Source organism: Actinoplanes sp. URMC 104 (assembly GCF_051386375.1).
GTDB lineage: Bacteria > Actinomycetota > Actinomycetes > Mycobacteriales > Micromonosporaceae > Actinoplanes.
Map to the genome: position 1 here is coordinate 1843993 of NZ_JBPQTO010000011.1, position 25773 is coordinate 1869765.

Below are 25773 nucleotides of genomic sequence, written 5' to 3' on the forward strand. Positions count from 1 at the left end.
GCTAGGGATCGGAAACGACGTACGTCAATAGAGCAACCGAAACTTCCGCTGCACTTCCAAGGACTTCCGGAGGTTGCGTTTCGCCGGCGACCGGCGCACACTCGACGTGTGTATCGATACACAGAGACTTTCGACAGGGACGGGCCGACGGTGCTGTCCTACGCCGCGCTGGGGTGCTTCACGTTCTGGCTGTACGCCTTCGGGCCGTCGGTGACGCTGCTGCGCGAGGAGCTCGGGTTCTCGTACACGCTGCTCGGCATCTACTCGGTGGTGTGGTCGGTGGGCGCCGCGCTGACCGGGGCCGGGTTCGCGTGGGCGGCGCGGCGCCTGTCCCGGGGCGCGTTGTTCTGGGGTTCGGCGGCGGGCACCACGGCCGGGGCGGCCCTCTACACGCTCGGCGGCACCGTGCCCGTCACGCTGACCGGCGCGCTGGTGTTCGGCATGGCCGGGGCGACCCTGCTCACGGTCATCCAGGCGATCCTGTCCGACCGGCACGGTCCGCTGCGGGACCGGGCGCTGACCGAGGCCAACATCGGCGCCGGCGCGTCCGCGGTGGTCGCGCCGCTCGTGCTCGGCGCGCTGGCGGCGAGCGCGCTGGGCTGGCGGGTCACGTTCGCGCTGCCGGCCGCCGTCCTCGTGGTGCTGTTCCTGACGTATCGGCGGCGGCCGCTGCCGGCCCGGCCCCAGCAGCGCGCGGCGGCGGGCAGCGGGCGGCTGCCCCTGGCGTGCTGGCTGTTCGCGGTGCTGACCGCGGTGAGCTCGGCGATCGAGTTCTGCCTGGTCTACTTCGGGCCGCAGATGCTGATCGGCACCGGGCTGTCCGCCGCGGCCGCGGGCACCGCGCTCAGCGGCAACTACCTCGGCATCCTGGTCGGCCGGGTGCTCGGCTCGCGGATCACCCGCCGCCCGGGCCGCGGCGTCCGGGTGCTGTACGGGTCGCTGGCGCTCACCGGCGCGGGCTTCGCGCTGTTCTGGCTGGCCGACCGGCCGGCGCCCGCGGTCGCGGGCCTGTTCCTGTGCGGCCTGGGCATCGCGAACCTCTATCCGCTCGCGCTGGCGCTCACCCTCGACGCCGCCGACGGCCGCGAGGACACGGCCAACGCCCGGTCCCAGCTCGTGCTGGGGCTGGTCGCGGCCGTGTCCCCGTACGCCCTCGGCGCCCTGGCCGACCGGCACGGGCTGGTCACCGCGTTCGCGCTGGAGCCCGTGCTGATCGGCGTCTGCCTGCTGCTGCTGTGGGCCGGTCTGCGGGCCCGGCCCGCCCCGGCTACTGCGCCGGCGGAGTCACCTTCAGCGTCATCAGCGGAACCTGCCCGCCCACCTGCGTCTTGACCTCCAGCTTGACGCCCGCGCCGGCGACCTTCACCGAGTTCTGCGGGTTGGCGGCGTTCCAGTAGGCCAGCGGGTCCGAGTCGTCGAAGACCGGGATCGCCGGCTGCCGCGGCACCGAGACCGGCTCGCCGTTGCGGTGGAACGTGACCGGGTCGGTGCGCTGCAGGCCGAACGTCGCGTCGAACGGCTGCCGCCGGTTGCTCAGCAGGGTGCCGTCGGGGAACACGACGGGCGCGGGGCGGGCGTCGACCGGCAGGCTCAGGCCCGTGCCCGGGTGGCGGCTGGTGTTGTTGTTGCCGGCCGCCGGGTTGACGTACCAGACGAGCAGACCGTCCTGGTAGGGGAAGCGTTCCGCCCACTTGGGCCGGGTGCTCTGCCACCCCCAGTTGTACGGGCCGGTCCGGAGCACCTCGTCGTAGCCGGTGTACGAGCGGTACTCCGCCGCGTAGTACGACCCGTCGGCCAGCGGCACCACCACGGTCTCCGGCAGGGCGCTGCTCCAGGCGTTGGCGGCCGAGCCCAGCGTCACGTACTTGGCCTTGCCGGGCTTGACGGTCACGAAGTTCGACCAGCCGAGGAACAGCTTCTCCCAGGCGCCCATGTAGCCGGGCGTCGAGCCGATCGTCGGCGCGCCGTGGCCCAGCCACGAGCCGGCCGACATGAGCGTCCAGAAGCCGGTGCCGTTGTCGCCGCCCGCGGTGTCGTACAGGTCGGGCAGGCCCAGGTCGTGGCCGTACTCGTGGGCGAAGACGCCGAGCCCGCCGTTCTCCGGCTCGGTCGTGTAGTCGCCGATCCAGATGCCGGTGTCGCCGATCTGCACGCCGCCGGCGAGGTTGCCCTCGGGGCCCGCCACACCGGCCAGGTCGGAGAAGGCGTACCAGCGGTGGGCCCAGATGGCGTCCGCGCCCTGCGCGCCTCCCCCGGCCTCCTCGCCCTCACCGGCGTGGATGGCCTGGAAGTGGTCGACGTAGCCGTCCGGCTCGTTGAAGTCGCCGTCGCCGTCGAAGTCGTCGCGGTCCCAGATGTCGAAGGTCTTGAGGTACGCCCTGATCTGCTCGGGGGACTTGCCGGCGGCGACCTGCGCGTCGTACCAGGCGGTCGCGCTGTCCTTGACGAAGTTCCAGTAGCCGTCGTCCTCCGGCACCTCGTTGCTGCCGTAGCGCGCCTCGTTGTAGGGCACCTTCACCCAGTCCGAGACGTCGCCGCCCACCGTGTACCGGCCGCCCGACTGCTTGTAGTAGAACGTGGTCATCGACTCCTTGTTCTTGGCGAACAGGAGATCCTTGTAGTACGCGGTGCTGAAGTCGGGGGCCCAGATCGTGGAGTTGTCGTCGGCCCGGTCCGGCGCGGCGATCCGGTTGTGCAGCGGCCCCGCGGCGCCCCCGGCGGCCGGGTGGGTCGCGTCGCCGAACTCCACGAGGAAGGTCAGGATCGGGTCGGTCTTCGTCTCCTTCTTGCGGTACTCGACGAAGCGGTTGCCGCCGAGCCTGATGACGTCGGATCCCGTACGCCGCTCGGTCGTCACCTCCCCGGCGATGAGCTTCTCGAGCGCCTCCGTGCGCTCGGCCTCCCGCTGCTCGCCCAGCGGGTGCGGCAGGTTGTCCTCGCCCAGCGACGCTTCGGCCGGGCGGTCCGCGGCGCCGGGTGCGGCGGCCGCGGGCGCTGCCGTGAAGCCGGCCGTCACCGCGATCGCGGAGACGGCGGCCAGCACGGCGGTGAACTGGTTCCTCAACGAGTGCTCCTTTGCCGGTAGGCGCAAGCCGGACCGCGAGCACGTTCGTCGATCGTCGTTTCCGCCTCGCGTCCGATCGATGAATCTTATGAATCTCGATGCATCGATCGGCACTAGCGGTTGGCTCATACCGTGGGCCGACGTCGGCCCCCGGGTTGAAGCCGGCCGGAAACGGCCTGCTCAGTCGGCGAGGCGCCGCCAGGCCAGGTGCAGGCCCTTGCCGACGGAGACGGTGCCGGGCACCAGGTTCGCGTCGGCGGCGATCAGCGACAGCAGGGCCTCGGCCTCCTCCGGGTGCGAGAGCACGTTGTCGACGGCCAGCACTCCCCCGGGCCGCAGCACGCGCGCGGGGTGCGGCCACCAGCTCGCGTACTCGGTGCGTTCGGCGTCGAGGAACAGCAGGTCGACGCTCGCGTCCGGGCGGGCGGCGAGGAAGTCCGCGGCGTCGGCGATCTCGCGCCGCACGCTCACGCCGGCGCGTTCGAGGTTCTCCACCACGCCGGGCCACTCCTTGACGTCCACGGTGGTCACCGTGCCGCCGGTGTCGCGGGCCGCGTCGGCCAGCCAGATCGCGGAGTAGCCGTTCGACGTGCCGATCTCCACGATGTCGCGGGCCCGGGCGGCGCGCAGCACGAAGGTGAGCAGCTCGGCCGTCGCCGGCTCGAGGTTGCGCAGCCGGCGCAGCCGGTCGTTCTCGGCGGCGTCGCGCGCGGCGCCCTCGGCGTGCAGGGTCGACAGAAAGTCGCGGAGTTCGGCGTCCATGGGGTCCATGTTTCCCGTGGGAGCGCTCCCGGGTAAACGACGCGCCGTGCTGATGGCCCTCCTGCTCGATCTCGCGAACATCGTCGGCGGCTTCCTGCTGGCCGTCTCGCTGCTGCGCCGCCTGCCCCGCGCCGGCGACACCCTGCAGCGCGCCGCCGACCGCGTGGCCCCCTTCGGCTGGGTGGTCGGCGTGGCCGCCCTGGTCGCCGGCGGCTTCTACCTGCTGGTGCACCTGTTCAACGGCCCGCACGTCTTCCACTTCGAGGTCGTCGGCATCCTCGTCGGCGTCGCGCTGCTGTGGGACCGCCTGACCCGCCGCAAGGCGCCGCCGGCGCTGCTGCTCGCTGTCTTCGGCCTGATCGCCGTCGTCGTGGGCCTGCAGGGCCTGGTCACCCCGGACTGACGGCCCCGGGCTGTTGCACCGCCACTCGGATGCACTGTCACTCGGACCGCATCAGCGCCCAGACGATCTTGCCCGTGGGCAGCGGCGTGACGCCCCAGTGGGTGCTCGCGGCGGCGACGATGCGCAGGCCGCGGCCGGTGCCGGGACGCATCAGCGTGCTGGTGGCGGGCGGGTCCCCGCTCAGCCGCGGCAGCGTGGTGCTGCCGTCCTGCACGGCGATGCGCAGGAACCGGCCGGTGTGGACGACCACGAGGTCGAACGCGGTGACCGCGTGCAGGATCGCGTTCGCGGCGAGCTCCGAGGCGACCAGCCGGGCGGGGTTGCGCAGATCGGTCAGGCCCCAGGTCAGGCACGCCTCGCCGGTCACGGTGCGGGCGACCGCCGCGCTCTCGGGCACGGGCGGCAGATGCCGGCGCACCCAGCGCGGCACGTTGGCGTGCACGGCCAGCGACGCGTGCGCGCGGTCCTCGTAGAGGGCCACGTACGTGCGGAAGGCGTGCAGGGCGTGGCGCACCTCGGGGGCTGCCCCGCACAGCAGCACCGGAACTCCCCAGTGCAGCTGCGCGTCGTGGGTCATCGCCGCGAACACCCCGAGCAGCGCGTCGCCGTCGTGGCGCAGCCCCTGCAGGTCCACGACGACCGCGGCCGGGCACTCCGCGACGGCCTTGGCGATCGCCCCGCGGACCTCCGGCACGGTGCCCAGCGCCAGGGTGCCGGCGAGGCGTACCGTCGTGATGCCGCTGTTCAGATTTCGGTCGATCGCGGTTGTGAGCATCGCAGCCTCGGTGAGCCTCCCCGTCGTCGCGCTCCCACCAAACTCCTCTGCGTCACGACCGCGCAACCCCTGGTCACATGCCCATCGCCCGAACGACGGATGGCCGGCGACACTGGTGACCTTGCGCGACGGCTGCTCTGATGGGGCGGTGCCGGGCTACGTCTTCGTCAGCTACAGCCGCCGCGACAAGACCTACACGATGGACCTCGTCCGCCATCTCCGCGCCGCGGGTGCCGAGGTGTGGGTCGACACCGAGATCCACTACGGCTCGCAGTGGGAGAACGAGATCCGCAGGCGGATCGAGGGCGCGGCCGCGATGGTCGTCGTGATGACGCCGGACTCCGCCGGATCGGACCATGTCGGCAACGAACTCGCCTGGGCGAGAAAGCTCAAGATCCCGGTGTTCCCCGTGCTGTTGTCCGGGGAGGAGTTCTATGCCGTGGCCGGGAGGCACTACTTCGACGCGCACGACGGCCGGCTGCCCGACCGGCGGTTCCTCGAGGACCTCGCGAGGGCGGCCGACGGTCCCCCACCGGCCGGGGTTGCGGCCCGGCGGCGCTACCGGCTCGTGGCGCCGGCCGCAGCTGCAGTCGCGCTCATCGGCGGCGCGACCGCATACGCATTGAACGACCGCAGCAACACGCCGGGGACCACAGCCACACCTTCGCCGGCATACACCGGCGCGCTTCTGCGGGACGGCTATCTCGGGCAGGTGGTCAGCACCGACGGCCCGATCGCTGAAGGTCCGCGGTGCATCGAAGCGCTGGGCGGGCTGGCGGAGGCCGGGGCGGGTGTCGGCCGCTCCCCATGCGGACCGGGTGACAGACAGGAACTGATCGCGCTGCACCCCGGCGGCCAGGACAGAACCCGGTGGAAGCTGCAGTTCAAACACGCCCCGGATCTGTGCCTGGCGGTCACCGCGGACGAACGTGTCGTCGACCGGAGGCTCGTCCTCGACCACTGCGCGTCGGCTCCGGCATGGCGTTTCGAGGACTGGGGTGAGAGCACGAACGGCAACGACCGGTACTGGCAGATCCATTACGCCGGCGCGGACGAGTTCTGCGTCGCTCGGCCGGTCGCGGCTCCTCACCAGGACACCACGCTGCGGCTGGAGGTGTGCGACAAGAAGAGTGGGCACCTGGCCCAGCAGTGGCGGGCTCACGACCAGCGCCGGTAGGTCACGGTCCGGCCGGCGCGGGCCTACAGTCGGGGCATGCCGACCTCCGAGCTGGGCGACTTCCTGCGTCACCGCCGCGCCGCGGTGCGGCCCGGGCAGGTGGGGCTGCCCGAGCACGGCGACCGGCGGGTGGCGGGGCTTCGCCGTGAGGAGGTCGCGCTGCTCGCCGGGGTGAGCGTCGACTACTACGTACGCCTGGAGCAGGGTCGCGAGCGCACCCCGTCCGCGCAGGTCGCCGAGTCGCTCGCGGTGGCGTTGCGGCTCGGCGACGACGGCCGCGCGCACCTGTTCCGGCTGGCCGGTCTCGCGCCGCGCGATCGCGTCTCGCACGCCGCCGAGCGCGTCGACCCGGCCCTGGCTGAGCTGCTGGACTCCTGGCCCGCCACGCCCGCACTGGTGCTCGGCCGCGCGTACGACGTGCTGGCCGCCAACCCGCTGGGCGAGGCGCTGTTCGCCGGGCTGTCGCGCAACCTCATGCTCGCGGTCTTCACCGACCCGCGGGCGCGCGAGTTCTACGCCGACTGGCCCGCGGTGGCGGCGAACTCGGTGGCCGGTTTCCGCGTGCGGCTCGGCGAGGCGCCCGGCCATCCCCGGGTGCGTGCCGTGCTGGCCGAGCTGCTGGAGCGCAGCCCCGAGTTCGCGGCGCTGTGGCGCGAGCACGACGCCCGCGGCAAGACGATCGACGTCAAGACGCTGCGCCACCCCGAGGTCGGCGAGCTCACGCTGCGGGTGCAGACCTTCGCCGTACGGGGGACCGACGGTCAGGAGCTGACGGTCTACTCCGCCGAGCCGGGTTCGCCCAGCGCCGACGCCGTGGCCCTGCTGGGCATGCTCAACGGCCGTTCCGGTCTGCGTCATTGACACTTCACGATGGATGTCTAGCGTCGGGCGCATGACCCGTCGAGTGCTGACCCTGTTCGCCGCGGTGTGCGCGATGCTGACCCTCGCGCCCGCGGTCGCGCAAGCGGACGTGCGCCACGGCGTGCGCCCGCTGCCCCGCGCGCACGCCCACAACGACTACGAGCACGAGCGCCCGCTGGCGGACGCGCTGGCGCACGGCTTCACCAGCGTGGAGGCCGACATCTACCTGGTCGGCGGCCAGCTGCTGGTCGCGCACGACCCCGGGGACGTCGTTGCCGGGCGTACGCTGCAGAGCCTCTACCTGGACCCGCTCGTGCAGCGGGTGCGGGCCAACCACGGCCGCGTCTACCGGGGCAGCCCGATCTCGCTGCAGCTGCTGGTCGACATCAAGAACACCGGTGCGGCCACCTACACGGAGCTGGACCGGGTGCTGCGCCGCTACCGCAGCATCCTCACCACGTACGCCTGGGGCCGGGTTTTCAAGGACGCCGTGACGGTGGTCGTCAGCGGCGACCGGCCCCGCGAGCTGATGAGCGCGCAACGGGTGCGCCATGCCTTCTACGACGGGCGCGCGGCGGACCTCAACTCGGGCGCGCCGGCGACGTTCATCCCGCTGATCAGCGACAACTGGACGACGCTGTTCACCTGGGAGGGCGCCGGACCGATGCCGCAGGCCGAGCGCGCCAAGCTGCGGCAGTTCGTCCGCGACGCACACGCGAACCGGCAGCGGGTGCGTTTCTGGGCGACGCCGGACGTGCCGGGGCCCGAGCGCGAGGCCGTGTGGCGCGAGCTGGTGGCCGCGGACGTCGACCACATCAACACCGACGACCTGGCCGGGCTGCAGGCGTTCCTGACTAATAGGTCGCTCGTCCGCCGCTGATGTCGTAGACCGCGCCGGTCGAGAAGGTGACCCGGTCGGAGGCGAGCCAGGCGATCAGCTCGGCGACCTCCTCCGGCCGGCCCACCCGCCGCATCGGGATCAGGCTGGTGATGTGCGCCAGCGCGTCCGGGTCGGTGCCGGCGTTCATCGGCGTCGCGATGACGGCCGGCGCGACCGCGTTGACCAGCACCCCGCTGGTGGCCAGCTCCTTGCCCAGCGACTTGGTGAGCGCGATGACGGCGGCCTTGGACGCCGAGTACGGCGACATGGCCGGGTTGCCGTCCTTGCCGGCCATGCTCGCCAGGTTCACGATCCGGCCCCAGCCGCGCGCGAGCATGCCGGGCACGAACGCCCGGCACGCGTTGAAGGTGCCGCGCACGTTGACCGCGAACACCCGTTCCCAGTCCTCGGGCGCGATCTCCCACAGCGGCGCGCCCGGGCCGACGATCCCGGCCGAGTTGACCAGGATGTCGACCGGTCCGATCCGCGCGGCGGCCTCCTGCATCTGCTCCGCGGAGGAGACGTCGGCGGGCAGGTCGGCGCCCTCGGCGACGTCCAGCGTGTGCACCTTGACGCCGTCGGCGCGCAGCCGGGCGGCCGTGGCTGCGCCGATGCCGCTCAGGCCGCCGGTGACCACCGCCGTACGGCTCACTTGACCGCGACCCCGCAGACCACGTCGAGGGGCTTGGGCGCCTCCTCGGTGGGCCGCCACAGCGGCGCGGAGGTGACACCGGGGCTGACCAGCGTGAGGCCGTCGAAGAACCGCGCGAACTGGGCGTGGCTGCGCAGCACGTACGGCGGGTTGGCCTGTTCGTTCCAGATCTTCTCGGCCTCGCCGTGCTCGACGCTGTGCGAGCCGTCCAGCGCGATGAAGTAGCTGCCGGGCGCGAGCGCGTCGACGTAGGCACGGACCATGCCCAGCGCCTCGTCGTCGTCGGTGACGTGACCCAGCAGCCCCGACATGATCAGCGCCACCGGGCGGCTGAGGTCGAGCGTCTGCGCGGCCTCGCCGAGCACCTTGGCCGCGTCGCGCCCGTCGGCGTCGACGTACTGGGTGACGCCCTCGGCGGTGCTGGTCAGCAGGGCCCGCGCGTGGGCCAGCACCAGCGGGTCGAAGTCGACGTAGACGATGCGGGCCTCGGGGGCCACCCGCTGCGCGACCTCGTGGGTGTTGTCGGCGGTCGGCAGGCCGGTGCCGACGTCGAGGAACTGGCGGATCCCGGCGTCGGCGGCCACGTGGGTGACGGCCCGCACCAGGAACGCCCGCGAGGCGCGGGCGTTGTCGACGATGTCGGGGAAGGCCTCGCGGATCTGGTCGCCGACCTGCCGGTCGACCGCGAAGTTGTCCTTGCCGCCCAGCCAGTAGTTCCAGATCCGCGCCGTCTGCGGCACGCTCGTGTCGAGCTGCTCGTCCATGCCTCTATTGTGGACCCCGATGACGGTGCGGGGGAACCGGCGGTAGGGTGCGGCTGTGGATCACACCAGCGCGGCATCCGCAGGTCTCGACACGAGCGTCCCGCACCCCGCCCGGCGCTACAACTACTGGCTCGGCGGCAAGGACCACTTCGCCGCCGACCGCGAGTCGGGCGACGCGCTCGAGAGGCTGTTCCCCGCGGTGCGCCAGGGCGCGCTGATCAACCGGGCGATGCTGCAGCGGGCCACCCGGTTCCTGGCCGCCGAGGCCGGCATCCGCCAGTTCCTCGACATCGGCACCGGGCTGCCCACCGCCGACAACACCCACGAGGTCGCCCAGCGGGTGGCGCCGGAGTCGCGGATCGTCTACGTCGACAACGACCCGCTGGTGATGGTGCACGCCCGCGCGCTGCTGACCAGCAGCCCGCAGGGGCGCACCGCGTACATCGAGGCCGACCTCAACGAGCCGCGCGCCATCCTGGGAAACCCGGCGCTGCGCGACACCCTCGACCTCGACCGGCCGGTCGGGCTCATGCTGATCGCCGTGCTGCACTTCATCCACGGCCACGGCGCCGCCCGGCCGATCGTGCGCGAGCTGCTCGACGCGCTGCCGGCTGGCAGCTACCTGGTCGCCACCCACGCCACCTCCGACTTCGGCACGCCCGAGCAGCAGGCGCTCTACCGGCAGCTCGTCGAGCAGGGCAAGTCCGACGTGTGGACCCGCGGCCACGACGAGTTCGCCGAGCTGTTCGAGGGCCTCGAGCTCGTCGAGCCGGGCGTCGTGCCGGCCAGCGAGTGGCGCCCGGAGCCGGGCACGCAGCTGCCTCCGCGCAACGACGTCAACATCTGGACGGCGGTCGGCCGCAAGCCCTGACGGTCACCACGGCACCGGGCCCGAGTCGGCGAAGATGCCGCCGCTCGGCCCGTCGGCGGGCAGCGTCGCCAGGCGGATCGCGATCGCCGCGCCCTGCTCGGGGGTGCGGTGCCCGCGGTGCCCGTTGAGGTCGGTCGCCACGAAGCCCGGGCAGGCGGCGTTGATCAGGATGTTCGTGCCGCGCAGCTCCTTGGCGTACTGCACCGTCATCGCGGTCAGGAACGACTTCGACGGCGCGTACGCCCCGGAGATCGGCCCGGTGTCGCCCGCCGGGTCCGACTGCAGCGTCAGCGAGCCCACGCTGCTGGACATGTTGACGATGCGCGGCGCGTCCGAGCGGCGCAGCATCGGCAGCATCGCGTTGGTGACGCGCACGACCCCGATCACGTTGGTCTCGACGACCGACCGCAGGGTCTCCGGATCGACCACCGTGGGCTCCTGCTTCCACCCCCCGGTGATCGCCGCGTTGTTGACCAGCACGTCCAGGCCGCCACGGTCGGCCAGCAGCGCCGCGGCGGCGGTGACGCTCGCGTCGTCGGTGACGTCCAGCGGCACCCCGAACGCGTCCACGCCGGCCGCGCGCAGCTTCTCCACCGCGGCCTCGCGCCGCTGATCGTCGCGCGCGCCCACACCGACGGCCCAGCCCAGCGCTCCCAGGCCCGCCGCGATCTCGTACCCGATGCCCTTGTTCGCGCCGGTGACCAGCGCAATCGTCTGTTCGCTCATGCCTCGAATCGTTCGCCGTGCGCGGCCGCGGGGCCAACACCATGTCGGTGGGCAGCGATACCGTGAGGGTATGGAAACGCGGGAGCTGCGCTACTTCGTGGCCGTGGCCGAGGAGCTGCACTTCGGACGGGCGGCAGAACGGCTGGGCATGGCGCAGCCGCCGCTGTCGCGGGCGATCAGCCAGCTGGAGCGCCGGCTCGGGGTGGAGCTGCTGCGGCGCACGAGCCGGGCCGTCACGCTGACCGAGGCCGGGGCGGTGCTGCTGCGCGAGGCACGGGCCGCGCTCGACGCGGTCGCGGCGGCGGAACGGCGTACGCGCCGCGCCGCGGAGAGCGCCGCGCTGGTGCTCGTCTCCAAGGCCGGCGCGTCGCAGGAGCTGCTGGCCAAGATGCTCGACGCGTACGCCGCGGAGCCGGGCGCCGTGCCGGTCGAGGTGGCGCTCAGCGGGCCCGGGCAGCAGGAGCAGTGGCTGCGCGACGGCCGGGCCGACGTCGCGCTGCTGCACCTGCCGTTCGACTCGGTCGCCGGCCTGGACAGCGAGGAGCTGCACACCGAGAGCCAGGTGCTACTGCTGCCCGCCGGTCACCGTCTCAGCGGCCGGTCCGGCGTACGGATGTCGGAGATCGCGGAACTGTCGCTGCCGCGCTGGCCGGGCGCCGACGGCACGTACGGCGACGGGACCGGCCCCGAGGTGCGCGACAACACCCAGCTGCTGCAGCTCGTGTCGCTGGGGCGGGCCGTGGCCGTGCTGCCCGAGTCGGTCCGGCCGATGCTGCGCGACGGCGTCACGACCGTGCCGGTGGTGGACGCGCCGCTGGTCACGACCGTCCTGGCGTGGCCGCCGCACAGCCGTTCCCGGGCGGTCGCGGGGCTCGTCCTGGCGGCTGCCCGGCTCTGATTCGGATGTCGCCATCATCCGGATGGTGGGTGTATCGTTCCGGGCATGGTTCGGCTGACCCGGGTTCAACAGCAGGCGCGCACGCGGGCTCTCGTCCTCGCGGCGGCGCGGGAGGAGTTCGCTGAGCACGGTTATGCCGACGCCAAGGTCGACCGGATCGCCGAGCGGGCCGAGTTGACGCGGGGGGCCGTTTACTCGAACTTCTCCAGTAAGCGGGCGCTCTATCTGGCCGTGCTGCTCGGCACGGTCGACCCGCCATCCTCTGGGCAGCCGCCTCTTGAGCCGCCACTTTCTGGGCTGCCGTCCTCCGGGCCGTCATCTCCTGGGCTGCCCTTCTCCCGGCCGCCCTCTTCCGGGCCGCCGCCTTCCGGGCCGCCGCCTTCCGGGCCGCCCACTTCCGGGCCGCCCACTTCCGGCGCGGCGTCTGCCGGCCTTCAGTCGTCCGGGAGCTGGGATGTCGTCAGTCTGTCGTCCCCGGTGCAGTCGTTGGATCTCGCGGGGGCTGCCGAGGCCTTCGCCCGGATCTGGCTCGAGCGGCTCCCCCTCACCACCGACGAGCCCGGGCCCGGACGGCTGCGGGGCCGGTCGCTGACCGGCGTGTTCGACGACGAGCCCGGGCGCACCGCGCTGGCGCAGCTCACCCGGCTCGAGGCGCTGCTGCTGGCGCTCACCCTCGAATCGCGCCGCGGGCGCACCGCCGGGCGCCGGGAGCGGCTGGCCGAGCTGATCCTCACGCTGCTGCACGGCGCCGCCCACCTGGCCGAGACCGCGCCCGGCTTCGGCGACCCCTTCGACGTGGCGCGCGCCTGCCGGCACCTCGCCGGGCTGGAACTCGCCGACGCCTGGGACCCGCCCCACCTGCCGTACGTCTCCCCGGCGCGGCCGGTCCGCGAGCCGTGGACCCCGCCGGACCCGCCGACCGACGAGCTCACCGGCCTGCCCACCGACCTCGGCGGCGACGGCCTGGTCGTGGTGCTCGGCGCCGACCGGCTCGAGGCGGCCGAGGAGGCGGTGCGCGCCGCCCGGCCCGGCGACACGGTGGTGGTCGCGCTCGTGACCGACGACCCGGCCGAGACCGGCGCGCTCGTGCGGCTGCGCGTCACTGACCTGACCGCCTGCCTGCGCCGCGTGGCCGGGCCCGCGATCCACCCGGGGCTGCGGCTCGTCCTCGACGACCGGGGCACGCTCGCCGCGGCGATCGGCGCACCGGCGGAACGGCGGACCGAAGCGGCCGTACGCCTGACAGCGGGCCACATCGTGGCACGGGCGGAAGGCCGCGGCGCCGCCCACGCGGTGGCGGTGCGCTCATGAACCCCGTGCTGCACACGCTGCGCTGCATCGGCCACGCCGAGCTCGGCCGCGTCGCTGACGCCGCCGGGCTGCCCGCCGCCGAGGTGGAGTCCGAGCTCATCGACCTGGCCGTGGACGGGCTGGTGACCCGCGCGATGGGAGCGTGGGGGCTCACCGACGCCGGGCGCGCCGAGGACGCCAGGCAGACTGCCGCGGAGCTCGAGGCCGGCGGCGCCCGGCCGGCGGTCGAGGCGGCGTACGAGCAGTTCCTGGTCCTCAACCCCGAACTGCTGGACCTCTGCTCGGCGTGGCAGCTGCGCACGCTCGACGGGATCACCACGCCCAACGATCACCGTGACGCGGCGTACGACGCGCGGGTCCTCGACCGGTTCGCCGACCTCGACGGGCGCGCGCAGGTCGTCTTCGGCGCGCTGCCCCGCCTGGACCGCTACCGCCAACGGCTCGGCGCGGCGCTCGACCGGGCCCGCGCCGGCGACACCGGGGAGCTGGCCGACAGCCTGACCTCGTACCACGTGGTGTGGTTCCAGCTGCACGAGGACCTGCTGGCCACGCTCGGGATCCCGCGCCGATGAGTATCTTCCCGCTGACGGCGGACCTCGACGCGCCCCCGGAGGTGATCGGTGCCAAGGCGTACGGCCTGGTGGTGCTGCGACGGCTCGGGCTGCCGGTGCCGGACGGGTTCGTCGTGAGCGTCGACGCCTGCCGGGCCTATCTGCGCGACGGTCGGCTGCCCGACGGGCTCGATGCGGCCGTCTCCCGGCTGGGGGCGGAAGCAGTGTCCGTCCGCTCGGGCGCGGCGGTGTCCATGCCGGGCATGATGACCACCGCGCTGGACGTGCGCGGGTCGGTCGCCGACGCCGTACGGGAGGTGTTCGCCTCGTGGAACACGCCGCGCGCCATCACGTACCGCTCACTGCACGGCATCCCGCACGACCTGGGCACCGCCGTGATCGTGCAGTCCATGGTGTACGGCGACCGCGACGCCGCCAGCGGCAGCGGCGTCGCCTTCAGCCGCGACCCCACCACCGGGGAGCCGACCCCGTACGGCGATTACCTGCCCGGCCACCGCGGCGACGACGTGGTGTCCGGCCGGTTCAGCACCGGGCCGCTGCCCGCGCTGCCCGAACTGGCCGCCGCGCTCGACCGGCTCGAACGGCACTACCGCGACGCCTGCCACGTCGAGTTCACCATCGAGTCGGGCCGCCTGTGGCTGCTGCAGGTGCGCCCCGGCGGCCTCACCCCGCGCGCCGCCGTACGGGTCGCCGTCGACCTCGCCGACGAACACCTCATCGACCGCCGCGAAGCCCTCCGGCGCATCACCCCCCGGCACCTGCGCGCCGCCGCGACCCCGCGCATGCTCGACCACGCCCTGCTGACCCGCGGCCGCGGCGCCTCCCCCGGCGTGGCCAGCGGACGCGTAGCCCTCACCGCCGAGCGCGCCACCCGCATGCCCGGCCCCGTCATCCTGGTGCGCCCGGTCACCTCCCCGCTCGACCTGCCCGGCCTCGCCGCCGCCGCCGGCGTCCTCACCAGCCGCGGCGGCCTGGCCAGCCATGCTGCCGTGGTAGCCCGCGCCCTGGGCAAGCCCGCCGTCGTCGACGCCGCCGGCCTCGACGACCTGACCGAAGGCACCCTGCTCACCATCGACGGCTCCAGCGGCGCGGTAGCTCTCGGCAATCCCGGCACCGTCCTCCCGGTAGCCGACCCCCACCTGCACCGTCTGCTCACCTGGGCCGACGACGTCTCCGGGGATCGCTCCCCCCGCTCCGCCCCCGCCCGCCTGGCCGCCGCGCGGGCGCTGCTTTAGCCGCTCGCGCCGACGCCGACGTCGGCACCCGCCGCCGACGCGCGCCCAGCCAGTCGCCTGCGACCGCGCGCCCAGCCAGGTGCCCTGTGCAGCGCAATCCAACGCGCCGCCCGCGCGTACAGCAGCCCTCCGCCCACGAGGGCGACCCGGCCCAGCGCCTGCAACCGCACAACGTGACTGACCTGCGGTCCGCGACCCGCACAGGCCGCCCAGTGCTCGCGACCGCGCAATGGGGTCACTCGCGATGGCGCCGCCCGGCCTACTCCTCGCGAGCGGCCCGCCGCCCAGCGCGGCGCACAGGGCCAACGCGTACGCAGCTCTCGGCTCCTGATGCGGCCCTTCCGGACATCGAGCTCGTCCCCGATCCAGCCTGCCCGCTGCTACGGGCAACCGCCCACAAGGCGACCCGGCCCAGTGAGGTGCCACGGCGCAACGCTCCCTGCCGCCCGCGACCGCGACCCGCCCAATGCTTGCGACCGCACAAGCCGCTCAGCGCTCGCGACCGCACAAGCCGCTCAGCGCTCGCGACCGCACAAGCCGCTCAGCGCTCGCGACCGCGCAGCTCGCCGCTCAGCTTGCGCCCGCGCAACGCAGCCTGCGGCCCGCAGCGATGCGCCTCACCCACCGCCCGCGCCGACCGGTCGGCCGGCCGCGTCCCGTCGATCCGGCTCGCCACCGGCGGCTCACGCCCAGCTTCTCTCCATGGGCGGAGACTGCGCCGCCGGTGTGCGACGAGACCTCCGGCCGTATTCTCCACCGCGCCGGAGGTCTCCGTCGATCGAGCCGGCGCGCCTGTGGACGAAGGACAGCTTGTCCACAACGGTCAGCGCCGGCTCAGGGAACTGCGATATGGTCCGCCCCCTGGGTGGGCGGGGCAGGGCTGATTCAGCGACGAGCGAGGCGGCGTTCGCCGGCCGCGCCGGTCTGGTAGGGCAGGTTGTAGTGGGCGAACACGCGCGGCTCGTCGGCTGCGGTCAGCTCGCCGTCCAGCTCGATCGTGGGGGCGTCGCCGACGACCTTCTTCTCGTAGCGCACCCGCACCGCGTCGGGCTTCACGGTGGCGCCGTCCAGCGGCACGAAAGCGAGCTTGTGCCGGCCGATGAAGCCGACACGTACGGTGGCGAACGCCGGCTGGTCGGTCGCGGTGTCGAAATACACCGCCTCCAAGTCGCCGATCTTGTCGCCGTCCGGGTCGATGACCTTTTCGCCGCGCCAGTCGCGCAGGTTCTCAGCGGGGAACATGCACGTCAGGTGCCCGGCCCGCTCCCCGGCGAAACAGCCGCTCAGACGAAAGTGACCCGCGCGCTCAGGCCACCCCCGGCGGGGCTCGCGAACGTGAGGTCCGCGCCCTGCGCCTGGATGATGCGCCGCGTGACGGCCAGCCCGAGACCCATGCCGGGCGCCTCGTTGCGGCGCGCGTCGGCGCCGCGGAAGAACGGCGTACCCAACAGGCCGATCTCGTCCGCGCCGAGGCCCGGGCCCTGGTCGCGGATCTCGAGCACGGGGTGCGGGGCGTCGGTGACCGACACCGTCACGGTCCGGTCGGGCTCGCTGAAGCCCAGCGCATTGCTCAGCAGGTGTCCGATCGCGACCTCGAGCAGGTGCGGGTCGGCGCACACCGGCACCGGGTAAGCCGGCCGCTCCAGCACGATGCGCGAACCTGCGTCGCCGAAACCGGCTGCCAGCGAGGTGGCCAGGCACGCCAGGTCGACCGTACGGGGGTTCCCGACGGGCTCGTGCCGGTGCTGGTGCACGGCGCGCAGCAGGGTGTCGACCGTACGGCGGAGGCGCCCGGCGTTGCGGCCGATCGCCTCGAGCTGATGGGCGTACGCGGGCGGGACGGCACCCGGCGTGTCGGTGAGCAGCTCGGCGTAGCCCTGAATCGCGGACAGCGGCGTGCGGAACTCGTGCGAGACCGTGGCGAGCAGGTCGTCCTGCGCAGTCAGCTCGTACGGCGACCGGTGCTTCAGCAGGTGCCGCAGGCCCGTCTCGGTGTCGACGCGGCGCGCGAGCCGCTCCAGGTAGCGGCGGGTGGTCTCCGCGTCGAGGCTGCGCCGGTCGTTGTCGAAGACGCACAGCGCCCCCACGATGTGCCCGTCGTGGCGCAGCGGGGCCGCGGCGATGAAGTTGACGTGCGTGGCCCCGGCGACCAGCGGGTGCCCGGCGACTCGCGGGTCGTGCGGCGCGTCGTCGACGACCATCGTGTCGTGCGTGCCCGCGACGATGTCGCACAGCGACCGCGACTTGGGCACGTCCAGAGCGACCGGCAGGCCCAGCGTCGCCGCGAAGTGCGCGTACGCCTCGTCGGCCACCTTGAGCGCGGCCATCGGCGCCTGGCAGACGTCCGCCGCCAGCTCGAGCACCTCGGGCACGTCCGCAACCGCAGCCCGGTAGCTCCCGGCCGCGAGATGGCGCGGTTCCACACTCAACGACACCATCGCTGCTCTCCCCCGTACGCTCCCGACCCGGCAGCGCGAACAATCGGCGCGCAAGCCGCCGGCTGTACGGACCGGCCGTTGCAGTGCGGGAGCAGTGATCAGCACGCCCCTCACCGCAGACCTCCTCGTCCGGCACGGCGACGTCATCGGCTGCTGCGACATCAAATGTCGCCAGTACGACGTCACGTCCGGCGCTTCGGAGTGCTGCCATCACCGTGTCTTGCTCGACCGGCAACATCATTTGCCCCGCACACGCTGCGTCAGCATCCTAGGAGGCTAGGCTCCTCGGATAGAGAACTGAGGCGATGGACTGAATCGGCAGGTAGCAGCGGTCGCTCAGTTTCGGGAGACGGCTCGGCGAGGTGAAACGGGCCGGACGACGCGTGGCGGGAGGCGGGAGGCGGGAGGCGGGGCAAGGCGAGGCGGGACCCGAGGCGAGGCGGGACGCGGGGCAAGTCGAGCGGGCCCCGAGCGAGGCGGGACGTCGGGCAGGGCGAGGCGGGACGTGGGGCAGGGCGAGGCGGAGGCTGGGCAAGTCGAGGCGGGACCCGAGGCGAGGCGGGAGGCGGGTGTAGCGAGGCGGGCAGGATGAGGTGTAGCGAGGCAAGACGGGACACCGGCAGGAACGTAGGCGAGGCACGACGCCGGTAGCAACGCGAGGCAAGGCGGGATGCGGCCGGGCGAGGGAGGCGGTCCGCGTCGACCGCAAGACCGCGCGCATCGGCCGGGTGAGGGCGAGGCGGCCGCGGCCGGAGAATCGAGGTGGAGCGCGACTCGGCCAGGTGAGTCGAGGCGGAGCGCGACGTGGCTAGGTGAGGTGAAGGTAAGGGCGGCGTCACGTTAAGGGGGCCGTGCCGTCACGGGTGCCGCTATCTCTGCGGGCGGGGATCAGTCGCTGCCGGCGCCCAGCGCGGCTGCTGTTCGGACAATGTGGCGGTGCAGCAGCGCGGCGGCGCGGGGGGCGTCCCGGGCCAGGACGGCCTCCTCCAGGGCGAGATGCTCGGCGTCGGCATCGCGAAAGGGATCGCCCGGAGCGGCCCACCGGCGCGCCAGTTCGCTGGAGGTCCACAAGCGGTCGAAGGTCGCCAGCAGCACGTCGTTGCCGCACGCCTCGAGCAGCGTGCGGTGGAACGCCCGATGCGCCTGCGCCCACGCCTCGCTGAGACGACCACCGTCCCGGTACGGCGTGCCGGCCAACCGGTGGTGCGCGGCCCGCACGCGGGCCTCCCACTCCAGGTCCCCCCGCTCGATGGCCAGGCGCAGCGCGGCGGGCTCGGTGATGCCGCGCGCCTCGGCGATCTGCTGCCAGCGTTCGGCGTCGACGGCCGGCACGGCGAAGCCACGGTTGGGCAGCCGATCGGCCAGGCCCTCGCCGACGAGACGCAGGAGAGCTTCCCGTACGACCGCCAGGCTCACCCCGTGGCGGGTCGCGAGCTCCTGGGGCTTGAGCGCCTGCCGCGGGGCGACCTCGCCCTGCAGCACGGCCGTGCGCAACGACGCGTACACCTTCTCCGACGGTGTCATGCCGATCACCCTACCGCAGATAATCGATTATCTGTACGGTAGTCGATCGTAGGTGATCATCAAGGAGGAGCACATGAACGACCCGTTCGCGCGGCTGCCCGAGGTTGCGGGCTTCACTGTCACGAGCACGAGCGTCAAGGACGGCGAGCCGCTGCCCGACGCGCAGATGTCCGGCATGTTCGGCGTCCCCGGCGGTCAGGACGCGTCGCCGCAGCTGAGCTGGAGCGGCGCGCCCGAGGGCACCCGCGGCTACGCCGTCACCGTGTACGACCCGGACGCCCCCACCGGCTCCGGCTTCTGGCACTGGGCGGTCGCCAACATCCCGGCCGGTACGACGTCCCTGCCCGAGGGCGCGGGCGACGACACCGGCTCGGGCCTGCCCGCAGAGGCGTTCCAGCTACCCAACGACGCCCGCGCGGCCCGTTTCGTGGGCGCGGCCCCGCCGGCCGGCCACGGCGCGCACCGCTACTTCATCACCGTGCACGCCCTCGACGTCGAGGACCTCGGGGTCGCCCGCGACGCGACGCCGGCGCTGCTCGGCTTCACGATGTTCGGCCACGTCCTCGCCCGCGCCACGATCGTCGCCACCGCGGAGATCCCGGCCGCCTAAGGCCTCCCCCACTGACTCGGCCGGCCGTGCATGCACCACGGCCGGCCGAAGCACCCCGCCGACCGCTCCAACCGTGCACCCGGAAGCCGCCCGCAGCAGACCCCCACGACGGGAACGGCCCCGCGCGCCCAAGAGCCGCCGCGGCAGACCCTGACGACGGGCCGGCCGTGCACTCATCACGGCTCGCGGCCGGGCGCTCAGCCGGGCGGCGTGGAGCGGAAACGCTGCTGGTAGGCGCTCGGCGACACCCCGAACCGGGCCACGAAGGCGCGCCGGAGAGTTTCCGGGCTGCCGATGCCGGTGCGCTGGGCGGTGGCCGTGACGGAGGTGCCCTCGTGCAGCAGACGGACCGCGGCATCGATGCGCGCGCTCTCGACGTACTCGGCCGGGGTCGTCCGCAGTTCCCGGCGGAACAGCCGGGAGAGGTGGCGCGGGCTGACGTGGGCACGGGCGGCGAGCGCCGTCACCGAGTGGTCGCCGGCGGGATCGGCGGCCACCGCGTCGGTCACCCGGCGCAGCGCGGGTGCCGAGGGCCGCGGCACGGCCAGCGACGGCGAGAACTGCGACTGGCCGCCGGGGCGCTGCAGGAAGACCACGAGCGAGCGGGCCACCGCCCGGGCGACCTCCTCGCCGTGGTCGTGCTCGACCAGCGCCAGCGCCAGGTCGATGCCGGCGGAGACCCCCGCCGAGGTGACGATCGGGCCGTCGGCCACGAACAGCGCGTCCGGCTCGACGCTCACCCGCGGGTAGGCGGCGGCGAGCAACCGCGTGTGCTGCCAGTGGGTGGTGGCCTGGCGGCCGTCGAGCAGACCGGCGGCGGCGAGCACGAAGGCGCCGGTGCAGATCGAGGCGGCACGGTCGGCGCGGCGGGCCACCAGTGTCGCCGCGGCGGTCAGCGCCGGGTCCGGCGGCGTGGTCGGCAGGGCGTCGCCGCCGACGATCAGCGCGGTGCCGCCGCCCGGCATGCCGCTCGCGGGGCCGTCCACGGGGACCCGGAGGCCGGTCGACGACACGACCGCGGCGCCGCCGGGTGAGCGTACGGAAAGCTCGTAGGACGCCCCGAACTTCGCGGCCTCGGCGAAGACCTCGAACGGCCCGGCCAGGTCGAGCAGCTTCATGCCGTCGAACACCAGCGCCGTGATCCTGTGCACCCGTACCCTCCATGTCCCGATCCGAGGGGAGCATGGCAGAACGGACGGGGCCGTGGGCGGCCCGCGGGCGTGAGGCTCGACGCATGACCATCGCCGGTATCGACATTCCCGACTCCGCCCTCGCCCGCGAGGCCACCGAGCTGGTCCGCGAGGCCACCGACGACCTGCTCTTCCACCATTCGCGCCGGGTGTTCCTGTTCGGCTCGCTGCAGGGCCTGCGCCGCGGCCTGAAGGCGGATCCCGAGCTGCTGTACGTGGGCGCGATGTTCCACGACCTGGGCCTGACCGAGCGCTACCGCCGCGACGACCAGCGCTTCGAGCTCGACGGCGCGGACGAGGCCCGCCGCTTCCTGCGCTCGCACGGCATCGGCGAGCACGAGGCGCGCCTGGTGTGGGAGGGCATCGCGCTGCACACGACGCCCGAGGTCCCGTACGGCCTGGAACCCGAAGTCGCCCTGGTCACCGCGGGTGTCGAGACCGACGTGCTCGGCATCGGCCACGCCGACCTCTCCCCCGCCGACATCGCCGCGGTGACCGCCGCGCACCCGCGGGGCGACTTCAAGCGCGCCATCGTCGACGCGTTCGCGAACGGCTTCCGCCACCGCCCCGCCACCACGTTCGGCACCGTGAACGGCGACGTGCTCGAGCACCGCGTGCCCGGCTTCCGCCACATCGACTTCGTCCGGGTCATCGAGGACTCCCCCTGGCCGTCGTGAGGTTAGCGACGGCCGTTTCGCGGAATCATGGGTCCGTGGAGCTGATCCGACCGGTGCTACGCCGGGCTGTGGAGGTGCGGGGCCCGCGGCCCGCCGACGAGGTGTGGGAGAGCTACGTGCGCCCGGCGCGGTGGCCGGAGTGGTCGCCGCAGATCCGGTCGGTGGACTATCCCGTTCCGATGCTGCAGCCCGGCACCGGCGGAACGGTGCACGGGCCGCTGGGGCTGCCGGTGCACTTCAAGGTCCTCAAGGTCCGGGCGCCGTACGCCTGGTCGTGGACCGTCTCGGCGGCCGGCGTCTGGATGAACCTGTGGCACACCGTCGAGGCCACCGCGGAGGGCAGCCGCACGGTGCTCGCGCTCGAGGGGTTCGCGCCGGCCGTGCTGCTCTATCTGCCGCTCGCCCGGCTGGCCCTGCGCCGGCTCGTCGCCGCCCGCTGAGCCGGGCCGGGCCGGGCCGCGTCACTGCGCGGGGACGATCCCCCGGTTGGCGTTGTTGATCGGCGGGGTGCCGGTCCCCGGCTGGCCGGTGCCCGGCTGACCCGTCCCGGGCTGGCCGGGCTGGCCGGTGCCGGGCTGGCCCGGCTGGCCGCCGGGGCAGACGGCGCCGCCGAACAGGCAACCGTCGTTCTGCGGGGGCGGGGGCAGCGGGTCGAGGCCGTTGCCCTTCTTGTTCGGGTCACCGACCTGCACGTTGTCGGGGAACTTGTCCTTCTCGGCGTCGATGGCCTTGTTGGCGAGGTCCATGAAGACCTTCCACGTCTCGCCCGGGGTGGAGCCGCCGGTCATGCCCTTCCTGGTGCCCGGCTTGTAGATGGGCAGCAGCTTCATCTTGTCCTTCTCGACCTTCTCGCGGCCGATCCAGACCGACGCGGCGATGTGCTTGGTCGCGCCGACCCACCACGCGTCGCCGTTCTCGCCGGACTTGCCGTCCTGGTACTCCCAGGTGCCGGACTTGCCGATGGCGTCGTAGCCGTTCCTGAGGGCGCGGTCGTTCTTGCCGGGGATCTTCTGCAGCACGTGGTCGATGGCCGCCACGACGTTGGGGTCGAAGACGGGGGTCGCCTTGATCCGCTCGGTGTGGAACGGCTTGAACTTGCCGGTCTTCTCGTCGCGCTTCTGCACCGACTTCACGAAGTGGGCCTTGTTGTACAGCCCGTCGTTGGCCAGGGTCGCGACGCCGTTGGCGTGGTCGAGCGCGGTGATGGCGTACTGGCCGTACCCGATCTCGTTGCCGAACTGCTTGAGCGCGTCGCCCTTGGTCTTGTTCAGGTCGACCCGTACGCCGATCTTGGTCGGGCTGGCGATGTACTGGATGCCGGCCTTGTGCGCGGCCTCGGCGATCTTGTCGGGCCCGAGCTTCGCGGCGAGGTGGTAGAAGGGGAAGTTGTACGACTGGATGGTCGCCTCGTCGAGCGGGCAGCGCCGCCGGTCGCACGTGAAGTTCGTCCGGCTCGAGTTGTTGATCGCGTCGCCGCCGACCTTCTTGGCGTCGGCGTCCCAGGTCGTGTCGAAGCCGTAGCCGTCGCTCAGCGCCGCCAGCAGCGTGTAAATCTTGAAGGTCGAGCCGGGCGGGCGGCCGCCGCCGATGAACTCGCCGTCGGAGTTGTAGTTGGGGCCCGCGTAGTCCCAGCCGACGCCGTCGTTGCCGCCGTAGTAGGCGAGCACGTGCCCGGTCGCCGGGTCGACGGCGACGAGCGCGGTCTTGTACGTGGCGTCGAGCTTGCGCAGCGGCGACTTGCTGCTGGTGCGGTTCGCCGCGGTCTCGGCGGCCTTCTGCACCGCGGGGTTGATCGTCGTGGTGATCCGCAGGCCGCCCTTCTGCAGCTGGGCGTCGCTGATGCCGATCGCGCGCAGCTCCTGCTTCACGTACTTGACGATCTTGCCGGTGGCCTTGTCGTTGCCGCAGGAGGTGCGGCACGCGTCCGCGTCGAACTTCTGCACCTTGGGGTACGCCGCCGGGAGCTGCTTGATCCAGCCCTTCTCCAGCATGTTGTTCAGCGTGTACTGCCAGCGGATCTTGGCGTCCTTGATGTTGTTCTGCGGGTCGTAGCCGCGGTGCGTCGTCGACGGCTCGGGCTGCTTGATGACCGACGCGATGACGGCGGCCTCGGCGGCGGTGATCGCGCCCTTCTGACCGGGCGGGGTCAGCGACGAGCGGGAGTTGCCGAAGTACGCCTTCACGGCCGCCTCGATGCCGTACGCGCCCCGGCCGAAGTACACCGAGTTGAGGTAGCGGCCCAGGATCTCGCCCTTGGAGTAGTGGTCCTCCATCTTGCGGGCGATCACGGCCTCGCGCAGCTTGCGGTTGTAGCTGATCTCCTTGAGCTCGGCGGCGTGCCGCGCGTACTGCTGGGTGATCGTCGAGGCGCCCTGCTTGTCGCCGCCGGTGAAGTTGTTCCAGGCGGCGCGGGCGATGCCCTTCATGTCGATGCCGTGGTGGTCGAGGAAGTTCTTGTCCTCGGCGGCCATGACGGCCTGGCCGATGACGGGGTTGATGCTCTGGTACGGCACGAGCGAGCGGTTCGAGGTGCCGATGCTGCCGATCTGCGTGGTGTTGTCGGCCGCGTAGATCTGGCTGACCTGGTCCTCAGCCTTGGGCTCGGTGAACTGCACGTCGTCGAAGAACCAGGCCGCGCCCACCACGCCCGCGCCGAGCACGATCACCAGCAGCGCGGCGGCGATGGTCAGCAGGTTGGTGCGGCGGCGCTTCTTGGCCGACTTGTCCTTGCGCTGGGGCGACGGCGGCTCGCCGGTCACCGGCTTGGGCCGCACCGCGGCGCGGGCGACGGCCGCCGACGCCGTGCCGGCCGGGGCCCGCCCACCGACGTTCGCCGTGCCGGCACCGGCCGAACCGACGCTCGCCGATCCGACGCTCGCGGTGCCGACCTTGGCGGTGCCGACCCTCGCGGAGCCCACGCCCACACTCGCGGAGCCGGCCGGCGCGCGACCACCCACGGACGCCGAGCCCACCGACGCCGAGCCCACGGAGGCACGGCCGCCCGGCGGGACGGGGCTGCCGGTGCCACGCACGGGGGCCGAGGCAGAGCCGGGCACACCGGCCCGGGCGCTCGCGGACTGCGGATCACCGTAGGGGTTCATCTGTCCTCGTCGTCGCCGAAATGGATCTCTTTATTACACGACCCCGCAAGAAGCGGACAACAGGGTTCAAGGGGTCGCGTACGTCGTGATGCCAGCTTCGCGAGAGCATCGTACGGGTGATCGCCACCCCGGCGGGAGCACGCATTCAGCTTGGCCACTGTCCCGAGGCAACCCAAACCGGGCGAAGACGGACGCGTTTTCACCCATGCGGCCCGGCGAAGTGATCCGGCCCACCCCCGGCGCGCGGCTCGCGGCCGCCCGTTTGCGTCCGACCGGTGAGGGAACGCGCCGGGTGTGCCCGATCCTCCGCTTCCGCGCCACCTGCAGCTCGAGGTCACGTCCGCCTGCAACCTGCGGTGCACGATGTGCCTGGTGCGCTACCGGCCGCCGGTCAACAAGCTGGCGGGCGCGATGCGGCCCGAGCTGTTCCACCGCCTGATCGCCGACGTTCCCGTACGCCGGCTGACGCTGCAGGGCCTGGGCGAGCCGCTGCTGTCGCCGTACCTCATGGAGATGGTCGGCGCCGCGGTGCGCAACGACATCCGGGTCGGCTTCAACTCCAACGCGACGCTGCTCAGCCGCCGCCGCGCCGACGAGCTGGTGGCCAGCGGCCTGGACTGGCTGCACGTGTCGCTCGACGGCGCGGGCCCGCGGGTCTACGAGGCGATCCGCGAGGGCGCCGACTTCCGGCAGGTGATCGCCAACCTGGCCGGCCTGGCGGAGGCGAAACGGACGGCCGGCAGTGCCACGCCGTGGATCCGGGTCGTGTTCGTGGCGATGCGCGACAACGTCGGCGAGCTGCCCGCCCTCGTCCGGCTGCTCAGCGGGATCGGCGTCGACGAGCTGCGCGTGCAGAACCTGTCGCACGACTTCGGCGACACCGCCGGCGAGTACGACGCGATCCGGTCGTTCACCCTCGAACAGGCCCTGTGGTCGGGCGCCGACCGCGATCGCGCCGGGGCGTCCTTCGCCGAGGCCTCGCAGGTGGCCCGCGAGCTCGGGCTGAACCTGCGGTTGCCTTCGCTGAGCGACCAGGGCGGCGGCAACTGCACGTGGCCGTGGGACGCCGCCTATATAACCAGTGCGGGCGTCGTGCAGCCCTGCTGCATGGTGATGGGCGACGACCGGGTGGCGCTGGGCTCACTCACCGAGTCGTCGTTCCCGGAGATCTGGTACGGCGAGGCCTACCGCGACTTCCGCCGCCGCCTCGACAGCGCCGACCCCCCGGACGTCTGCCGCGGCTGCTCCCTCTACCACCACACGTTCTGAGCGGGGCGGGCAC

At 73.0% G+C, this 25773-nt stretch carries 25 protein-coding genes and 1 pseudogene; 15 read left to right on the plus strand and 11 right to left on the minus strand.

All coding sequences use genetic code 11. The features are described 5' to 3' along the window. The first annotated feature begins 108 nt into the window (after positions 1 to 108). Complete coding sequence (locus ACSNN8_RS34245) at positions 109 to 1332, plus strand: MFS transporter (protein ID WP_436654295.1); 1224 nt, start codon at positions 109 to 111, stop codon at positions 1330 to 1332. On the opposite strand, the gene ACSNN8_RS34250 is transcribed toward ACSNN8_RS34245, so the two are convergent. After that, a complete protein-coding gene (locus tag ACSNN8_RS34250; protein ID WP_436654297.1) occupies positions 1268 to 3064 on the minus strand; it encodes an immune inhibitor A domain-containing protein in 1797 nt (598 codons plus the stop codon). The two genes, ACSNN8_RS34245 and ACSNN8_RS34250, sit on opposite strands and share 65 nt — an antisense overlap. 180 nt (positions 3065 to 3244) lie before the next feature. Beyond that, positions 3245 to 3826 carry an O-methyltransferase gene (locus ACSNN8_RS34255; RefSeq protein ID WP_436654299.1) on the minus strand — a complete coding sequence of 194 codons (582 nt, stop codon included), beginning with the start codon at positions 3824 to 3826 and terminating at the stop codon, positions 3245 to 3247. Between the two features lie 52 nt (positions 3827 to 3878). Here ACSNN8_RS34255 and ACSNN8_RS34260 point away from each other — a divergent pair, with 52 nt between their 5' ends. Next, positions 3879 to 4229, plus strand: a complete 351-nt coding sequence (locus tag ACSNN8_RS34260; RefSeq protein WP_436655508.1) for a hypothetical protein — start codon at positions 3879 to 3881, stop codon at positions 4227 to 4229. A gap of 37 nt (positions 4230 to 4266) precedes the next feature. Here ACSNN8_RS34260 and ACSNN8_RS34265 read toward each other — a convergent pair whose 3' ends face one another. Next, positions 4267 to 5004, minus strand: a complete 738-nt coding sequence (locus ACSNN8_RS34265; protein WP_436654301.1) for an STAS domain-containing protein — start codon at positions 5002 to 5004, stop codon at positions 4267 to 4269. On the opposite strand from ACSNN8_RS34265, the gene ACSNN8_RS34270 reads away from it, so the two are divergent. From ACSNN8_RS34270 to ACSNN8_RS34280, 3 genes are read left to right on the plus strand one after another with little or no spacing between them, the layout of a single operon-like run. Further along, positions 4964 to 6181: a TIR domain-containing protein gene (locus ACSNN8_RS34270; protein ID WP_436655510.1), complete on the plus strand. Its 1218-nt coding sequence runs from the start codon at positions 4964 to 4966 to the stop codon at positions 6179 to 6181. The two genes, ACSNN8_RS34265 and ACSNN8_RS34270, sit on opposite strands and share 41 nt — an antisense overlap. Positions 6182 to 6217: 36 nt before the next feature. Continuing rightward, a complete protein-coding gene (locus tag ACSNN8_RS34275) occupies positions 6218 to 7042 on the plus strand; it encodes a helix-turn-helix transcriptional regulator (RefSeq protein ID WP_436654303.1) in 825 nt (274 codons plus the stop codon). Between the two features lie 31 nt (positions 7043 to 7073). Beyond that, the gene (locus ACSNN8_RS34280) at positions 7074 to 7922 is read left to right on the plus strand and encodes a phosphatidylinositol-specific phospholipase C/glycerophosphodiester phosphodiesterase family protein (RefSeq protein WP_436654305.1); all 849 of its coding nucleotides are present in this window, start codon (positions 7074 to 7076) and stop codon (positions 7920 to 7922) included. Here the strand turns inward: ACSNN8_RS34280 and ACSNN8_RS34285 are convergent. Next, a complete protein-coding gene (locus ACSNN8_RS34285; RefSeq protein WP_436654307.1) occupies positions 7897 to 8574 on the minus strand; it encodes an SDR family NAD(P)-dependent oxidoreductase in 678 nt (225 codons plus the stop codon). The two genes, ACSNN8_RS34280 and ACSNN8_RS34285, sit on opposite strands and share 26 nt — an antisense overlap. After that, positions 8571 to 9338, minus strand: coding sequence for an SAM-dependent methyltransferase (locus ACSNN8_RS34290; protein ID WP_436654309.1), 768 nt, complete (start codon positions 9336 to 9338; stop codon positions 8571 to 8573). Before ACSNN8_RS34290 ends, ACSNN8_RS34285 begins: the two co-directional genes overlap by 4 nt. 55 nt (positions 9339 to 9393) lie before the next feature. Here ACSNN8_RS34290 and ACSNN8_RS34295 point away from each other — a divergent pair, with 55 nt between their 5' ends. Beyond that, positions 9394 to 10209 (plus strand): SAM-dependent methyltransferase, encoded by an 816-nt coding sequence (locus ACSNN8_RS34295; protein ID WP_436654311.1) that lies wholly within the window; start codon positions 9394 to 9396, stop codon positions 10207 to 10209. A 3-nt stretch (positions 10210 to 10212) separates the two neighbouring features. Here ACSNN8_RS34295 and ACSNN8_RS34300 read toward each other — a convergent pair whose 3' ends face one another. After that, positions 10213 to 10935 (minus strand): SDR family oxidoreductase, encoded by a 723-nt coding sequence (locus tag ACSNN8_RS34300; protein WP_436654313.1) that lies wholly within the window; start codon positions 10933 to 10935, stop codon positions 10213 to 10215. A 70-nt stretch (positions 10936 to 11005) separates the two neighbouring features. Between ACSNN8_RS34300 and ACSNN8_RS34305 the strand changes: the two genes are divergently transcribed. The 5 genes and pseudogenes from ACSNN8_RS34305 (at position 11006) to ACSNN8_RS34325 (ending at position 14951) form a co-directional block, all read left to right on the plus strand. Further along, positions 11006 to 11833 carry a LysR family transcriptional regulator gene (locus ACSNN8_RS34305; RefSeq protein WP_436654315.1) on the plus strand — a complete coding sequence of 276 codons (828 nt, stop codon included), beginning with the start codon at positions 11006 to 11008 and terminating at the stop codon, positions 11831 to 11833. Between the two features lie 45 nt (positions 11834 to 11878). Next, positions 11879 to 12055: pseudogene (locus ACSNN8_RS34310) on the plus strand (TetR family transcriptional regulator); the annotation flags it as partial. A 255-nt stretch (positions 12056 to 12310) separates the two neighbouring features. After that, on the plus strand, positions 12311 to 13144 hold the full coding sequence (locus tag ACSNN8_RS34315; protein WP_436655612.1) for a TetR/AcrR family transcriptional regulator: 834 nt from the start codon (positions 12311 to 12313) through the stop codon (positions 13142 to 13144). Next, entirely contained in the window at positions 13141 to 13716 is a 576-nt protein-coding gene (locus tag ACSNN8_RS34320; protein ID WP_436654317.1) for a transcriptional regulator, read from the plus strand. Before ACSNN8_RS34315 ends, ACSNN8_RS34320 begins: the two co-directional genes overlap by 4 nt. Next, positions 13713 to 14951, plus strand: coding sequence for a PEP/pyruvate-binding domain-containing protein (locus ACSNN8_RS34325; protein ID WP_436654319.1), 1239 nt, complete (start codon positions 13713 to 13715; stop codon positions 14949 to 14951). Before ACSNN8_RS34320 ends, ACSNN8_RS34325 begins: the two co-directional genes overlap by 4 nt. 885 nt (positions 14952 to 15836) lie before the next feature. Here the strand turns inward: ACSNN8_RS34325 and ACSNN8_RS34330 are convergent. The 3 genes from ACSNN8_RS34330 to ACSNN8_RS34340 form a co-directional block, all read right to left on the minus strand. After that, complete coding sequence (locus ACSNN8_RS34330) at positions 15837 to 16193, minus strand: PRC-barrel domain-containing protein (RefSeq protein WP_436654321.1); 357 nt, start codon at positions 16191 to 16193, stop codon at positions 15837 to 15839. A 41-nt stretch (positions 16194 to 16234) separates the two neighbouring features. Then, positions 16235 to 17374, minus strand: a complete 1140-nt coding sequence (locus ACSNN8_RS34335) for a GAF domain-containing sensor histidine kinase (RefSeq protein ID WP_436654323.1) — start codon at positions 17372 to 17374, stop codon at positions 16235 to 16237. Between the two features lie 903 nt (positions 17375 to 18277). Continuing rightward, entirely contained in the window at positions 18278 to 18913 is a 636-nt protein-coding gene (locus tag ACSNN8_RS34340) for a GntR family transcriptional regulator (protein ID WP_436654325.1), read from the minus strand. Positions 18914 to 18986: 73 nt separating this feature from the next. Between ACSNN8_RS34340 and ACSNN8_RS34345 the strand changes: the two genes are divergently transcribed. After that, complete coding sequence (locus ACSNN8_RS34345) at positions 18987 to 19523, plus strand: YbhB/YbcL family Raf kinase inhibitor-like protein (RefSeq protein WP_436654327.1); 537 nt, start codon at positions 18987 to 18989, stop codon at positions 19521 to 19523. A 197-nt stretch (positions 19524 to 19720) separates the two neighbouring features. Here ACSNN8_RS34345 and ACSNN8_RS34350 read toward each other — a convergent pair whose 3' ends face one another. Beyond that, positions 19721 to 20674 (minus strand): GlxA family transcriptional regulator, encoded by a 954-nt coding sequence (locus tag ACSNN8_RS34350; RefSeq protein WP_436654329.1) that lies wholly within the window; start codon positions 20672 to 20674, stop codon positions 19721 to 19723. An 83-nt stretch (positions 20675 to 20757) separates the two neighbouring features. On the opposite strand from ACSNN8_RS34350, the gene ACSNN8_RS34355 reads away from it, so the two are divergent. Continuing rightward, positions 20758 to 21390: an HD domain-containing protein gene (locus tag ACSNN8_RS34355; protein ID WP_436654331.1), complete on the plus strand. Its 633-nt coding sequence runs from the start codon at positions 20758 to 20760 to the stop codon at positions 21388 to 21390. 35 nt (positions 21391 to 21425) lie between these two features. Continuing rightward, the gene (locus ACSNN8_RS34360) at positions 21426 to 21830 is read left to right on the plus strand and encodes an SRPBCC family protein (RefSeq protein WP_436654333.1); all 405 of its coding nucleotides are present in this window, start codon (positions 21426 to 21428) and stop codon (positions 21828 to 21830) included. A gap of 21 nt (positions 21831 to 21851) precedes the next feature. Here the strand turns inward: ACSNN8_RS34360 and ACSNN8_RS34365 are convergent, their stop codons facing one another. Beyond that, complete coding sequence (locus tag ACSNN8_RS34365; protein WP_436654334.1) at positions 21852 to 24308, minus strand: transglycosylase domain-containing protein; 2457 nt, start codon at positions 24306 to 24308, stop codon at positions 21852 to 21854. Positions 24309 to 24785: 477 nt separating this feature from the next. On the opposite strand from ACSNN8_RS34365, the gene ACSNN8_RS34370 reads away from it, so the two are divergent. Continuing rightward, positions 24786 to 25760, plus strand: a complete 975-nt coding sequence (locus tag ACSNN8_RS34370; RefSeq protein WP_436654335.1) for a radical SAM/SPASM domain-containing protein — start codon at positions 24786 to 24788, stop codon at positions 25758 to 25760. Positions 25761 to 25773 lie beyond the last annotated feature (13 nt).